The 15,048-nt window shown below is 48.0% G+C and carries 10 protein-coding genes; 2 read left to right on the top strand and 8 right to left on the bottom strand.

All coding sequences use genetic code 11. The features are described 5' to 3' along the window. Positions 1-61: 61 nt before the first annotated feature. The 3 genes from ACJJIS_RS19670 to ACJJIS_RS19660 form a co-directional block, all read right to left on the bottom strand. Positions 62-1,651: a SpoVR family protein gene (locus tag ACJJIS_RS19670; protein WP_475708868.1), complete on the bottom strand. Its 1,590-nt coding sequence runs from the start codon at positions 1,649-1,651 to the stop codon at positions 62-64. Continuing rightward, positions 1,651-2,928, bottom strand: coding sequence for a YeaH/YhbH family protein (locus tag ACJJIS_RS19665; RefSeq protein WP_475708867.1), 1,278 nt, complete (start codon positions 2,926-2,928; stop codon positions 1,651-1,653). Before ACJJIS_RS19665 ends, ACJJIS_RS19670 begins: the two co-directional genes overlap by 1 nt. 238 nt (positions 2,929-3,166) lie before the next feature. Continuing rightward, positions 3,167-5,089 carry a PrkA family serine protein kinase gene (locus tag ACJJIS_RS19660; protein WP_413664238.1) on the bottom strand — a complete coding sequence of 641 codons (1,923 nt, stop codon included), beginning with the start codon at positions 5,087-5,089 and terminating at the stop codon, positions 3,167-3,169. Between the two features lie 339 nt (positions 5,090-5,428). Between ACJJIS_RS19660 and galE the strand changes: the two genes are divergently transcribed. Both galE and ACJJIS_RS19650 read left to right on the top strand, forming a co-directional pair. After that, positions 5,429-6,457: a UDP-glucose 4-epimerase GalE gene (gene galE, locus ACJJIS_RS19655; RefSeq protein WP_475708866.1), complete on the top strand. Its 1,029-nt coding sequence runs from the start codon at positions 5,429-5,431 to the stop codon at positions 6,455-6,457. A gap of 348 nt (positions 6,458-6,805) precedes the next feature. Further along, positions 6,806-8,131 carry a gluzincin family metallopeptidase gene (locus ACJJIS_RS19650; protein WP_475708865.1) on the top strand — a complete coding sequence of 442 codons (1,326 nt, stop codon included), beginning with the start codon at positions 6,806-6,808 and terminating at the stop codon, positions 8,129-8,131. A 114-nt stretch (positions 8,132-8,245) separates the two neighbouring features. On the opposite strand, the gene ACJJIS_RS19645 is transcribed toward ACJJIS_RS19650, so the two are convergent. From ACJJIS_RS19645 to ACJJIS_RS19625, 5 genes are all read right to left on the bottom strand, one after another. Next, positions 8,246-9,058, bottom strand: a complete 813-nt coding sequence (locus ACJJIS_RS19645) for a symmetrical bis(5'-nucleosyl)-tetraphosphatase (RefSeq protein WP_475708864.1) — start codon at positions 9,056-9,058, stop codon at positions 8,246-8,248. A 27-nt stretch (positions 9,059-9,085) separates the two neighbouring features. Next, complete coding sequence (gene rsmA / locus ACJJIS_RS19640) at positions 9,086-9,886, bottom strand: 16S rRNA (adenine(1518)-N(6)/adenine(1519)-N(6))-dimethyltransferase RsmA (RefSeq protein WP_445355140.1); 801 nt, start codon at positions 9,884-9,886, stop codon at positions 9,086-9,088. A gap of 138 nt (positions 9,887-10,024) precedes the next feature. After that, complete coding sequence (gene pdxA, locus ACJJIS_RS19635; protein ID WP_475708863.1) at positions 10,025-11,008, bottom strand: 4-hydroxythreonine-4-phosphate dehydrogenase PdxA; 984 nt, start codon at positions 11,006-11,008, stop codon at positions 10,025-10,027. Positions 11,009-11,084: 76 nt separating this feature from the next. Beyond that, positions 11,085-12,425, bottom strand: coding sequence for a peptidylprolyl isomerase (locus tag ACJJIS_RS19630; protein ID WP_475708862.1), 1,341 nt, complete (start codon positions 12,423-12,425; stop codon positions 11,085-11,087). Continuing rightward, a complete protein-coding gene (locus ACJJIS_RS19625; protein WP_475708861.1) occupies positions 12,425-15,016 on the bottom strand; it encodes an LPS-assembly protein LptD in 2,592 nt (863 codons plus the stop codon). Before ACJJIS_RS19625 ends, ACJJIS_RS19630 begins: the two co-directional genes overlap by 1 nt. Positions 15,017-15,048: the final 32 nt, after the last annotated feature.

Below are 15,048 nucleotides of genomic sequence, written 5' to 3'. Positions count from 1 at the left end.
AGAAGGCATTATTTCCCCATTCTGTGCGGGGCTGGTATTTCAACAGTTCCCGTGCTGAAACCTAAATGGGTTTTGGTATTAGCATGGACTCCTCTTCACCCTCCGGTCGGTCCCGACCTTGCTCCGGGCAGTGACAACTGGCCGTTATTTGATCCCCGTTCAAACTGTTCAGGTGAACATCGAAGCCCCATAGCCGGTGAAGATGCCTTAGCACCTCTGTTGTATCTTTACCGAGAGGTCGGCGGCGGTGCTGCGTATGGTGCAGGGTCAGTGAACGGTCACCACGGGTATCTACTGAATATACTTGGATATTCGGTTCCCGATTGCCCAGGTTGTACTGTCCCGCAAGGTTCTCCCTTAACTGGCGATAACCGCTCTCATCGTGAATTGCGCTGACAATGATATCGTTCTCTTTATCGTTGTCGCTGATACAAAATAGTTTCATGTCTCGCATAACCTTGGGAGACAGGAATTGTAAAATAAAACTTTCATCTTTGAAGTCGCGCATGGCGAACTGAAGGGTTTCACGCCAATTACTTCCAGCAATGTCTGGGAACCAGCAGCGATCCTCTTCAGTGGGGCTTTCACAGATACGCCGTAAGTCAGTAAAAATACTGAAGCCCAGGGTATAGGGATTGATACCGCTGTAGTGAGGGCTGTCAAAAGAGGGTTGGTAGATAACATTGGTGTGGCTTTGTAGAAACTCCATCATAAAGCCTTCAGTCACCCGCCCGCGCTTGTACAGCTCGGTTAAGAGAGTGTAGTGCCAGAAGGTAGCCCAGCCCTCATTCATTACTTGGGTTTGCCGCTGTGGATAAAAGTATTGGGCCAGCTTACGTACAATGCGCACCAGTTCCCGTTGCCAGTTTTCCAGTAGAGGGGCATTTTTCTCAACAAAGTACAGGATATTCTCCTGAGGCTCTTCGGGGAAGCGTTTCTCCTTTGTCTCCTCTATACCGTCACCGAGTTTTGGGATGGTCCTCCATAAATCATTGAGCTGTCTTTGGCGGTACTCTTCTCGCTCTTGCTGTTGGCGTTCTTCTTCAATAGCCGAGATTGGGTAAGGGCGTTTATAGCGATCTACACCGTAATTCATTAGGGCATGACAGGAGTCGAGAATGGCCTCGACTTCATCAAGCCCATAGCGCTCTTCACAGCGGGAAATATAATTTTTGGCAAAGATCAGATAGTCAATAATACTGCTGGCATCTGTCCAGGAGCGAAACAGGTAATTCCCTTTAAAGAAAGAGTTGTGCCCATAGGAGGCGTGAGCAATCACCAAAGCCTGCATTGTCATGGTATTTTCTTCCATGAGGTAAGCGATGCAGGGATTAGAATTAATCACTATTTCATAAGCCAGCCCCATCAATCCGCGCTGGTAATTATTTTCCACGCTGATAAATTGCTTGCCAAAAGACCAGTGGTGATAACCCACTGGCATTCCTACCGAGGAGTAGGCATCCATCATCTGCTCGGAGCAGATAACTTCAATCTGATTTGGGTAGGTATCTAACCCAAATTCTTCTGCCAGTGCGCCGATGGCGCGATCATATTCCTGAATTAATTCAAAAGTCCATTCTGAGCTTGTTGATATGGGCTGACGCGACTCAGATTCAGGTGCTTCAGCGCCACTGGCAAATTTGTCGAGCATCAGGCAGTCACCTTTTTGCGGAACAGTTGTCGGAACACCGGATAAATATCCTGTACATCGACAATCTGCTCCATAGCAAAGTGATCAGGGAATAAAGTGCGGACACTTTCATACTCTTCCCACAGGGCCTGGTGATCTCTGGGAGTGATTTCCACATAAGAGTAATACTGCACATGGGGCATAATATCGTCGATAAGGATTCGGTGGCAGGTACTGGAGTCATCGTTCCAGTTATCACCATCTGAGGCCTGGGCTCCATAGATATTCCATTCGCTGGCGGGGTAGCGATCTCTTATAATACGTCGCATTAATTTGAGCGCGCTTGAGACAATGGTGCCGCCAGTTTCCCGTGAATAGAAAAACTCCTCTTCATCAACTTCTTTGGCGCTAGTGTGGTGTCGAATAAAAACGACTTCTGTATATTCATAACTGCGCTGTAGGAACAAATATAAAAGTAAGAAGAAGCGTTTGGCCATATCCTTTGTGGCTTGGTTCATCGAGCCGGATACATCCATCAGGCAAAACATCACTGCCCTAGATCGAGGTTTTGGTTGTCGAATCAGCAGGTTATATTTCAGGTCGAAATCATCGAGGAAAGGGACTCGATTGATACGGCTGCGAAGTTCGGCGATTTGGTTTTTAAGAGCCTCAATTTTGCGCTGGTCTCGCAGAGCAGTATCTTTGTTTTCTTCTTGGGATAGGTCTTCCTCTAAATTGCGCAGGTTTCTTCGCTTATTACTGGTCAAGGCGATGCGTCTTGCATGGGCAGCCCTGAGTGAGCGGATCACATTGAGACGACCTGGAGTTCCTTCATTACTAATTCCGGCACGTACTATTTGAAAAGACTCGTTGCCGGCCAGGCGTTGCTTGATCATATTGGGCAGCTGGAGCCCCTCAAACATAAAGTCCAGAAACTCTTCTTGTGATATCTGGAAGACAAATTCATCAACCCCTTCCCCGCTATCACTGGCACCACCACCATTTCCATCACCGCCTCGCTGACCTTGACGAGGGATACGATCACCAGCAGTAAATTGCTTGTTTCCGGGTAGAACTCGCTCTACGTGCCCACCGCTACCGTGAGAAAATAAGGGTTCGCTGATATCCCGAGTAGGGATACTGATTTGCTCTCCCTTATCCATGTCCATAATAGAGCGGCTATTCATGGCGTCGCCGACAGCTTTCTTAATGTGAGCTTTGTAGCGCCTTAAGAATCGCTGCCGATTAACCGTACTCTTTTTCTTTCCATTCAAGCGGCGGTCGATGATATAGCTCATATTTCTGCCTTTGTTCTGAATAAAGCTCACAGGCATCCATCGCCATAAATCTATTCAGAATATTTCCTGCTGAATCCACCAAACACAATTGTTGGTATCTTCACTATAGCGAGCCATTGAGGGTCCCGATGAGATGCTGTGAAATCACTCAAGTGCTCACTAAAAGTTAATGATCTAATCAGTATCCGGATTTGGCTTCCTCGTATTTTTCCAGTGACCTTAATAGAGGAAAACCTTACTACTGAGATTTTCTCACTCGTAGATACCATTCGGATAACAGTCTAACCTGCTTCTCGGTATAGCCCCGTTCAACCATACGCGCAACGAAGTCTGCATGCTTGCGTTTATCATCTGCTGAGGCCTTGGTATTAAAGGATATAACTGGCAGAAGATCTTCCGTATTGGAGAACATTTTTTTCTCGATAACGGCACGTAGTTTCTCGTAAGATCTCCAGTCGGGATTTTTTCCTTGATTGTTAGCCCTGGCGCGGAGAACAAAATTGACTATTTCATTGCGGAAATCTTTTGGATTGGAAATTCCTGCAGGTTTTTCTGTCTTTTCAAGCTCTTCATTAAGGGCGCCGCGATCCAGTATTTCACCGGTTTCGGGATCGCGATATTCCTGGTCCTGTATCCAAAAATCAGCGTAAGTGACATAGCGATCAAACAAGTTTTGGCCGTATTCAGCGTAGGATTCCAGGTAAGCTGTTTGGATTTCCTTACCGATAAATTCTACGTATCTTGGAGCTAAATATTCCTTGATAAACCCGAGGTAAGTCTCTTGCACTTCTGGTGGAAATTGCTCCTGCTCTATTTGTTGTTCCAGAACATAGAGTAGGTGGACTGGATTTGCCGCCACCTCAGTAGCATCGAAATTAAAAACTTTTGAGAGGATCTTAAAGGAGAAACGGGTGGATAGTCCGTTCATGCCTTCGTCTACCCCTGCATTATCCCTGTACTCCTGAATGGTTTTTGCTTTGGGGTCGGTATCCTTTAGGTTTTCACCATCATAGATACGCATCTTTGAATAAAGGCTGGAGTTCTCAGGGTTTTTAACTCTCGATAATACAGAGAATTGCGCCAACATCCGCAGGGTGTCTGGTGCACAGGGCGCTTTTGACAAGGAGCTATTTTCTAGCAGTTTCTGATAGATTCGTATTTCTTCCTGCACTCTTACACAGTAGGGCACCTTGACGATATAAATACGATCCAGGAAAGCCTCATTGTTGCGATTATTGCGGAAGGATTGCCATTCTGATTCATTGGAATGAGCGAGGATTGTACCGTTGAACGGAATTGACCCCAATCCCTCTGTACTGTTGTAATTTCCTTCTTGTGTTGCAGTTAGTAGGGGGTGAAGCACCTTGATAGGCGCTTTGAACATCTCGACAAACTCCATCAGTCCCTGGTTGGCCCTGCATAAACTACCAGAAAAGCTATAGGCGTCAGGGTCATTCTGGGGGAAATCCTCAAGCTTACGAATGTCGATTTTGCCAACTAGTGATGAAATATCCTGGTTATTTTCATCACCGGGCTCTGTTTTTGAGATAGCAACTTGATCGAGAATAGAAGGACGAATTTTTACGACACGGAATTTACTGATGTCCCCTTTAAATTCATGCAATCGCTTAACAGACCAGGGAGACATAATAGTGTTAACGTATCGACGTGCAATTCCGTAGTCCTCTTCAAGGATGCGGCCATCCTCAGTAGGAGAGAAAAGGCTCAAGGGAGATTCAAATACTGGCGATCCCTTAATTGCATAGATGGGCACCTGCTCCATCAAGGCTTTTAGCCGCTCTGCAAGGGATGACTTTCCGCCACCAACAGGACCTAGCAAGTACAGGATTTGCTTCTTCTCTTCCAGACCCTGTGCGGCATGTCGGAAGAAAGAGACAATTTGCTCTATGGCTTCCTCCATACCATAGAATTCACTGAAGGCCTTGTATCGCTTAATAACCTTATTACAGAAAATACGTGACAGGCGCGGGTCCCGTGAGGTGTCTACCAGTTCGGCCTCGCCAATGGCCATCAGCATCCTCTCAGCTGGTGACGCATAGGCACTGCGGTCTGTCTTACACAGCTCCAGGTATTCCTGAATACTGAGTTCCTCGTCCTGGATAGATTCGTATCTTTCCAAGTAGTGATTGAAAATTGTCATGGTGTCTACCTCCCTGTAGCCTACTGGAATTAGCTCAGTTTCCTGCTTTGGTTAGGATGTCGTACGCCCTTGGCTTCTCTTGCCCAAATGGGACGAGCGATGCATGAGCTGTAAAGTCCAGATCGTGTTTGGGATACGCTTGGCGTGAAGCACTATCGTTATTGCCGCTGTGAACCTTGTTCTTTGCTGGAGTAAGTATTGAATGCCCCCCAGCTTTTCCAGCATAGCTTTCCCTTTGAATGAGACAGTGGAATGTCACTTATATAGGTTGAATTGGGCGGCTGTTTTACGCTTTACTACAGCCCATATTGGGTAGTAGAAAAATATTGAGGAATGGAAATGTCGATTTTGGTGACTGGAGGTGCTGGATATATTGGCAGTCATACCTGCATAGAGTTGCTTGCTGCCGACTTTGAGCCTGTAGTTGTGGATAACCTATCGAACAGCAGTGAGGAAGCCCTACGGAGGGTTGAATTAATTACTGGCAAAGATATTCCTTTTCACAATCTGGATATTAGTGATAAGGAAGGTTTACGCAAAGTATTCTCTGATCATAAGATTGACGCTGTAATTCACTTTGCGGGGTTAAAAGCAGTTGGTGAATCTGTTGCGCAGCCACTGCGCTATTACCAGAATAATGTAGCTGGGACCTTGACCTTATGCGAGGTGATGGAGGAGTTTGGGGTTCACCGCCTGATCTTCAGTTCGTCGGCAACGGTTTATGGTGATCCTGAAACAGTACCAATTAAAGAAGATTTCCCTACTGGCGCAACCAACCCCTATGGCTCAAGTAAGTTGATTGTGGAAAACATGTTGCGAGACCTTTGTGCTGCACCGAACAGCCAGTGGAAAGTGAGCTTGTTGCGTTACTTCAATCCGATTGGAGCCCATGAAAGTGGGACTATTGGTGAAGATCCCAGTGGTATCCCCAATAACTTACTACCCTATGTTTCCCAAGTGGCAGTAGGTAGATTGGAGCAGTTGCAGGTTTTTGGTGGTGATTATGATACCGTCGATGGTACTGGAGTTCGAGATTATATACATGTAGTTGATCTGGCTCGCGGACACTTGGCGGCGCTGAATTTAATTTGTAGAGAAGATATTTCTGAGGGTTGTTATACCCATAATTTGGGGACGGGACAGGGCAGTTCTGTTTTACAAGTCGTACGTGCTTTCGAGAGTGTCAGTGGGAAGGAAATCCCCTATAACATTGCTCCACGGAGACCCGGAGATATTGCAGAGTGCTATGCAGATCCAGACCTGGCTGAAACAGAGTTGGGGTGGAAAGCTGAGTATGATTTAGTGCGTATGGTGAAAGATACTTGGCGTTGGCAGTATAAAAATCCTAAAGGGTACAGTGCAGATTAGGCAAAATTAAGTCAAGGAGATTTGATCCTATTTTTGCCCACAGATGATTAGGTTTTTCTATCAATCTAATAATACTCATTGCTTGCGTAGCTCCTTGCAGATGTTGCAAGCGGTGAGTTCTTTTCATGTTCTAAATAAAATTATGTCAACAGTACTTGGTTTAAGGGGCCATTAAGCTACTGATAAATACAATCCTGTTGATTGACTGGAACGCTTCTGATTAGCTAAGAATAAGAATTATTTGTCTGTCTGGTTGTATGTATAACTCTGTATTGATAGTTATCAATATATGGAAGCATTTATTACTTCAATTTTTATTTATTTTTCTCAATCTAAAAGGAGTTAAGATTGAAATATATTCAGTTTTTACTGTTATTTTTAACTGGTTTTTCAGCTTTAGCTGAAGATATATCTGGGGTGGATATCGCGATTGAGAAGCAGGGCGATAAGCTCTGGAAGCTTACCTATCAAATGGATAGGCCGGCAAGCCGGATTAGCTTTGTACGTAACCCGGATGCCTCTCGTATAAAACACTGGAAGTCTGTGTCACCAGAATTTGAATTAGTTTCTATGGATGGTGAAGAGTTTATGGTTAGAAAAGATAGAAGTTCATTCGAACACATTGAAATTTATTTGACGCCTAGCTATATATCTCTTCCCAAAGACTATGCACCTTTCTCCCCGTATTCAGATGGTGGAAGCCTGATATACACAGGCCGCTTTTTTGCTTGTATTGACAACTGTGATGATAAAGTAAAAGCCTGGCGAATAACTATGCAAGTTCCCCCAGGTGAGCATATGATCATTAACGGGAAGATAAATGTTGGGACCGCCAGCTGGATTGATCGTGATAATGGAATGAATATCTATGTTGGAACTCAAGAACCTATAAATACAGCTAGTGTTGTAGCTGTTATTGATAACGGTTTGCCGGAAAAATTGAGATTGTCTTTAGAGTCAGATATTCCCAGGTTAATGAGTTATTTTGAGCAAAGGCTTGGGGCACTAAGTGGAACAAAGCCGGCCTTGTATGCATCATATGCGAATGTCGACGATAACTCTTGGCAGGGGGGGACCTTGCCACATCAGGTTTTTATGCATTGGAATATGAATGAACTTGATGGGAAATTTTCCGACCCTAACTTTATTAATGAAACCATTTGGTTTTTTGCTCATGAGGTCGCACATTTATACCAGCAGGGTAGTGAAACAGGATTGTATGGTGATGCAAATGAAACGTGGTTACATGAAGGGAATGCGGATTGGTTAGCCGCGCTGGCTTTATTAGATTTGTATCCCGAGTCATCAAAATATGTCTCTAATAAAATTAAGGCTTTTAAGGAAAGTTGCACAAAAGGTGTAAAAGAGATTCCTTTGGTTGAGGCTGCTAACAGGGGCAGGTTTGATCTGTATTATAGCTGTGGTCTGCTCATACATCGAGCAATTGACCTGTTTCTGCAAGGTGAAAATACTGATCCTTCAAATATTTTTTCAATGTGGAGCAGTTTTCGTCAAGAGGTCGAGGGCGGCGGAGAAAAAGGCGCTGATACTTTCTTGGTGCTTCTCAGCCAGAGGGAAGGAGCAGCGGAACTTGTTAATTCTATTGAGCTTTTACTTGATGGGAAACCGTCGAGTGTAGGAGTTGCTTTGGATCAATTAACTTATGGCTTATAAGGTTATTCAAGCTAGGTAAACTGACAGTTACACTCCCAGGTGATAACTGTCAGTTTATTTTTTTAGATTCGGTCGGTTTAAATTCTTCTTTTAGGCTTCAGGGCGAAGTGATTTTTATAAGCTGCAGTCTGTACAAAAAAATTCTTCATCACTTAATCGCATTGCAGTCAGGTACCCTCCCCAAACGCAACCTGTGTCTAGGGCATAGATATTCTCAGTATCTGCGCGGCCTTCCAGGGCAGCCCAATGCCCAAAAATAACCTTGTCATTTCTGGTTTTTCGATTGGGAAAGCTAAACCATGGCTGGTATTCACCGTGAGAGGCCTGGACCCCCTTTTTATTGATTAGATCCAGAGTGCCATCAGCCTTACAAAATCGCATTCTTGTGAAGTAATTGGTAATGGACCGCAGGCGTTCGATGCCGATCAAATGATCATCCCAACAGTGTGGCTCATTACCGTACATGCCATAAAAATATGCCTTTGCCATAGCTTCGTCGGCGAGGGCCTTATGCACTTCAGTGGCGAGCTTTTGCGCTTTAGTAACGCTCCAAATGGGGGGGATACCCGCATGCACCATGGTGTACCCCTTCTTATGTACTAGAAGGGGTAGGCTTTGTAGCCACTCCAGTAACTTATCAGAATCTTTTGCTTTTAAAACCTTGGCAAGGTCGTGCTCTTTTTCAGACAGAGATTTAGCGCCATGGGCGATCGCCAGTAAATGGAGATCATGGTTGCCCAACACTGCTGTAACCTGCTGGCGGTGCTGATAGAGATAGCGAAGGGTGCTCAGGCTATCCTCACCCCGGTGAACCAAGTCTCCGGCAAGCCAGAGTTTGTCACGGTCAGCACTAAAATTGATTTTCTTAAGAAGGCTTTGAAAAGCTGCAAAGCATCCTTGAATATCTCCGATGGCGTAAGTTGCCAAGGTTCCCCCCAATAATGTGAAAAATAATTATTGTTGTTGCAAGTTTGTACAGTAGTCGGCCAGCTTAACAAAGTCCTCGACGCTTAAGGTTTCTGCTCGGCGGCCGGCATCAATGGGTAGCAGCTCGGGGTCGAGATCCGGGAATAGGGGTTTTAAAGCATTGCGCAGGGTCTTACGGCGCTGCTGGAAGGCTATATTGACGATTCTTTCCAATAATCCTTCATCTTTTGCGGTAAATGGCAGAGTGCTGTGGGGAACCAATCTCACGATGGCAGAATCCACCTTAGGGGCGGGCCGGAAAGACTGCGGGGGTACAGGGAACAGGCCCTGTACGCGACAGTAATATTGAACCATCACGCTAAGTCGCCCATAAGATTTAGTCGAAGGCGTAGCGCTGAGCCGATCTACCACCTCTTTCTGCAGCATAAAATGCATATCCTGGACTTGCCCGCGAAAACTGAGCAGATGGAACAGTAACGGTGTGGATATGTTATATGGAAGGTTACCGACAATGCGTAGCTGCTTATCTCCAGCAAAGGTGCCAAAGTCAAATTTTAATGCGTCCTTTTCAATGATGCTAAATTCCGGGTATTCCCTGAATTTAAATTCCAGCATCGGAATCAGGTCGCGATCCAGTTCGACAGCGGTTAGAGATGGGCAGCGTTTTAATAGTAATTCTGTAATTGCCCCTTGACCCGGGCCAATTTCCACTAGCGTATCTGATTCTTTAGGGCCTACCGCACGAACAATGCGCTCGATAATATTTTCATCGACGAGAAAGTTTTGTCCAAAGCGTTTGCGGGCTTTGTGTTGAAAGAAGTTATCCATTGATATATCTGTAACCTGGATGATTAATTTTGCGGTTAAGCCTTGGGGTGCTAGTGAGCATTTCAGTTGGATACCCTTTAGGGCCTTTCACTGCGCTCACGTGGTGAGGGCATGGTTCACTCTTTCTCCAAGCAAGTTTTAGGCACTGCGCAATTTAGCTATCGCCACAGCCTGAGACAGTGCGGTTTTGAGGCTGCCGCAGTCTGCAATGCCTGTGCCCGCGATATTGAGAGCTGTGCCGTGGTCTACTGAAGTGCGGATAAAGGGTAGCCCCAAAGTGATATTGACGGCGTGGCCAAAACCCTTGAATTTTAACACTGGAAGCCCCTGATCGTGATACATAGCTAAAACGGCGTCACATTCCGACAAATGCGGCGGGGTAAAAAGAGTGTCTGCGGGAAGTGGACCTTTCAGTGATATACCTTGGTGGCGCAAGTGTTCAAGTGTGGGTTCAATTATTTCTACTTCCTCATGGCCTAAGTGTCCCCCTTCTCCAGCATGGGGGTTGAGGCCGCAAACGCTAATACGAGGATTGGAGATGCAGAAATGTTCCCGCAAACTGGCGTCGAGGATGGTAATAATCTGCTCTAGAAGCGGGGGGGTGATAGCAGCGCTCACCTCTTTGAGGGGCAGGTGAGTTGTCACCAGAGCAACTCGAAGGTCCTCTGCTGCTAGCATCATAACGACACGCTCAACACCGGCTTTTTCAGCAAAGAACTCTGTATGGCCGCTAAATGGAGTGCCGGCATCATTGATAATGCCTTTGTGTACGGGCCCTGTAACCACGGCATCAAACTGGCCGGCCAGGCAACCCTCTGCCGCAACTGAAAGAGTTTCCAATACATAGGGTGCATTGACTGCATTCAGTAGGCCGGGTTTAGCAGGCTCGGCTATGGAGACCGGTAGTATGTAGAGAGCACCGGCAGGTGTTCCCTCTGTGCCTGCTTTGGACAGAGGAAGGAGCTGAAGAGGCAACCCCAATGCCGCAGCGGTATCTGTCAGTAGCTGGGGATCAGCAATTGCGACAATCTGTGCAGGAGAACTCTCTTGTGCAATCTTCACGGCGAGCTCAGGGCCAATACCTGCAGGTTCTCCGGGGGTGAAGGCAATTTTAGGAGCCATTGCTATATAACTTTCCTGTAGCTACAAAAAAAAACCGGGCACAGGGCCCGGTCTTTACCGCTGAAAAAGCGGCTTACTATTGGTTTCCTGAGTCCTCGGTGGTCTCAGAGTCCGGCAATTTGATCTCAACGTACGCCTGGTCGCGAATCTCACGACGCCAGTTTTGTAGTTCCTCTTCATAGCGGCGGTTGCGCAGCAAGTTGGCTGCCTGATTGCGGATATATTTGTCGGTCATATCCTGCTTGCGCCGATCTTCAACCTGCAGGATATGCCAGCCGAACTGGCTGCGGAAAGGCAGGCTAATGCTGCCAATCTCAGTTGCATCCATAGCCTGGGTAAACTCTGGCACAAACTGTCCGGGCATAGACCAGCCAAGATCGCCACCGGATAGCATAGAACCTATATCCTCTGAGTTCTCGCGCGCGAGCTCGCTAAAGTTATCGCTGGCCATGGCCTCTTCACGGAGCTCAATCAGCTTATTGTAAGCCTGGTCATCGGTAAGAATAGCGGATGGCTTAAGCAGGATATGGCGAACTTTTGTCTGTTCCACCAACTGCTCGCTGGCGCCTTTCTGCGCGTGAATCTTTAATAGGTGAAAGCCGGCATCACTGCGGAAAGGCTCGGTAACATCACCGGCTTTTAAGTCGGTGAGGGCATCGGCAAAAAGAGTGGGAAGCTCGACGGTCTTGCGCCAACCCAGGTCGCCACCGGAGAGGGCATTCTGGCCGGCAGAGTTTGCGATTGCCAGGCGGCGGAAGTCAGCGCCGTCTTTGGCCTGTTGGGCTAGGTCTTCAGCCTTCTCCCGTGCCTGGGTAACTTCGCTGGTGGGAGCGCTGGAACTCACGGGGATCAGGATATGGCCCAGTTCAAATTGAGGGGACTTCCAAAACTCCCCCTCCTTGGAGCGCAGGAAGTTATCGATATCCTGGTCAGTAATCTGGATCCGGCGGTTAACGCTGCCTTGCTCAACCCGGCGAATCATCAGCTCTTGGCGAATTTGCTGACGAAAGCTCTTCATGCTCATACCGTCAGCGAGCAGGCGTTGGCGGAACTCTTCGGGGCTGACTCCGGCATTTTGTTGGACACGGGCGATAGCTTGGTCCAGCTCCGATTCAGAAACGGTGACACCTGCGCGAGAGGCCATTTGCAGTTGCAAACGCTCGATAATGAGTTGTTCGAGAACCTGGCGGCGCAAAACATCCACTGGAGGAGCCTGCACCTGTTGTGCTTGGATTTGGCTTGCGATGGTATTCATGCGCTGGGCCAGTTCACTGGCCATCACAACATCGTCATCAACAACAGCAACTACCCGGTCAAGGTTTCTGACTTGTGCGGTGGCAGTGGCGGCGATCAGAGCGCCAGCTGCCAGTACGGGTGCCAGGCCCAGCTTCGGTATGAATTTCTTAATTATTCTCATCACTGTTTCAGCTCTTCTCTCTGATCAAAGTTGGCAATCCCCTGGGTCAGCATTTCTGTCACGGTTGAACCAAAGCCTGCTAGCCCTTTGAGTTCGACTTCAAGATAGATACCTTCGTCATACTCAAGGTCTTCAGCAGATACAACCCCTGCGAGATCATTGTCCAGCGTGCGTCGCCACACCAGTCGGGTACGGTAGCAGCAGTCGTCATATTCGATTCCTGCCAGGTATTCCAGTTCCCGATTCAAAGTAAGATCATAGCTGGCACCAGCCATGAGTGAGGTATGAGTACCAAGTGGGAGGACAGTTGAGGCGTTTAGTTGGCTCACGGTTTCATCTTCATCTTCGTCCTCATCATCGTCATCCGTTGCGTCCGGGCGCTCGTAGTAATAGCTTAAGTTAAAGATGCGGTAATCGTCGTCAAGATAGCGCAGGCTGAAATTACCGCGATTAATATTGTGCTCACTATCTTCATAGACCAGCTCAGTCCCCAAACGGAGGGATTCGAAAGGGCGACTTTCGATTCGTGCAGCCAGCTCTGACCGTTGGGTATCCTCAATGTAAGAGTCACGGCCAATTTGTCGGTCACTGGAGTAATAGACTTGCCCGACACTGGCTGAGAAGAGGTCCCGACCACTAACGGGATCGATATAGCGGGTTGTCAGGCCAAGGGCAATTCTGTCCGCATCGTCGATTCGGTCATTACCGGTAAACCGGCTATCGCGGAACAATTGGTCGTAACTGAAAGTGTAAAGTGATGTGTCGTATAACAAGTTGTTACTATTTGGGTCGATATCCTCGGCATCATCACTGATATTAAAGAAATCACTCTGATCGGCATTGCTACTAATCAGGGTAAACAACCGTGGCTCCAGCGTCTGGATAAAGTCGCGGTTAAATAGGTGGCTATCGCGCTCAAAGTAGAGCCCAGTATCCAGAATAAACTGGGCAGCAGCCGCATCGGGGGTGTCGTCGGCATCCTCAGGTAGAAACAGGTCACTCACACTGTAAGCGAGGTAGCGACCAGCAACTCCCGGCTTGAAATATCCCCAGAGCCACTCTTTATCCCAGTAGAATTCATAGTCGAGGCGCAGCCGATCTGCAGTGATAAAGTCTCGTGTTTGAGTCGTGACACTGTCGGGGTCATCGGTGTCTTCAATAAACCTTATGGTTTGTGTGTCACTGTGATCCCAGCTGGTGACTTCGTTCTGCATAGTCAACAGCCAGTCATCCCAGCGGTAATCGCCGTCTATATCAAAACGGGGGTATTGGGCAAATGTATCGAAGGCGTCATTTTCCAGTACCTGATAGTCTTGGGTACGTAGCGTTGCTTGCCAGTGCTCGCTGCGCAGTTGCCCCTGAACTTTCTGGCTAACTCGGGTTTCTGCATTGATATCGAGGTTGGCCGTGCTTAAATCACGGAAATAGTCTGGGTCGCTGACCTTGGTGTAGTCGATATCGGTACGCCAGACGCTACCGCTGTAGCCCCCTTGCTGCTCCAAACTGATCAGCCAGCGGTCATCACCTTTGTAGGGGAGAACCAGGTCCTCAGGGAAGCCCTCATCAATCAGGTCCTGGGCAAGGTTATTATTGCCGCCATCGTCGTCGGGGAGATCGGCAAGACGGATTTCTGTACTAAACATTTCTGCCAGGTGCCTGAACTCAACCTCTAGCCCGGCTCCGCGATATTGGATGTAACGCGGGGAAATGGTGGCGTCCATCTGCGGGGCAATATTCCAGTAGTAGGGAATGGAGAGGTCCCAGCCATTCTTATCGCTGTTGCTGAGTGTGGGAAACAGGAAGCCGGACATGCGCGCATCGCCTACAGGAAAGCGGAAATACGGCAGGTATAAGACAGGAACGTCCAGAATCTCCAGGCGCACATCCCGTGCAGTCCCCTGGCTTTCTACTTCATCAATATTGATCTCGCGGCCCGTAAGTTGCCAGAATTCACGCCCGGGCTCACAGCGGGTATATGTGCCCTCTGTCAGGGTTAGCTCACCACTGGTTTGACGTGCAGCTAGCTCGGCGTCCCCATGAATAAAAGCATCGTGTACCACATAGGTAGCATCCTCAATAGAGGCCGCTTCGCTTTCGGTATGGACTTCAGCGGAGGAGCCGCGGATCAGTAAACCTGGCTCCCGAAGCTCAACCGCACCATCTAAAGTAGCGATATTTTCCGGGCGATTCAGTTTGACCTGGTCGGCGAAGAGCTGTCGGTAACCTTGGGTAATATGTACATTCCCGCTCAGCTCGGCTGAACCATCTTCCAGCCACTGGGATTTCTCAGCAGTGGCTCTGAGCGGGGCCTCCCCAGGGGGCAGGTCAGAACCGGGATAGTTGCGCGGAGGGGCCACAAAGGCGCCAGAGCACACCGCAGGTAAATTGGCTAGCTCCTCCGGGGTTAGCTCAGAGCGGGGCAACCAGTCCAAGTACAAATAGGGGTTGTAGTCGGGATCAGGATACGGTTCGCCCTGATTGGCTTGCGCCCACAAGGGCTGAGCAGCGATCAGGCCGAGAGCGATGGAGCGGGCTTGGGAGTTATTAGCAATCGCCAGAGCGAGGCGACGCCACCGGGAGACTTCAAGCATCAAACGATATGTTCCAGCTATCTTTTAGTGTT

The sequence above is a fragment of the Microbulbifer maximicatervae (SeqCode) genome, assembly GCF_056231245.1.
This window is presented reverse-complemented; position numbering and strand designations above follow the sequence as displayed.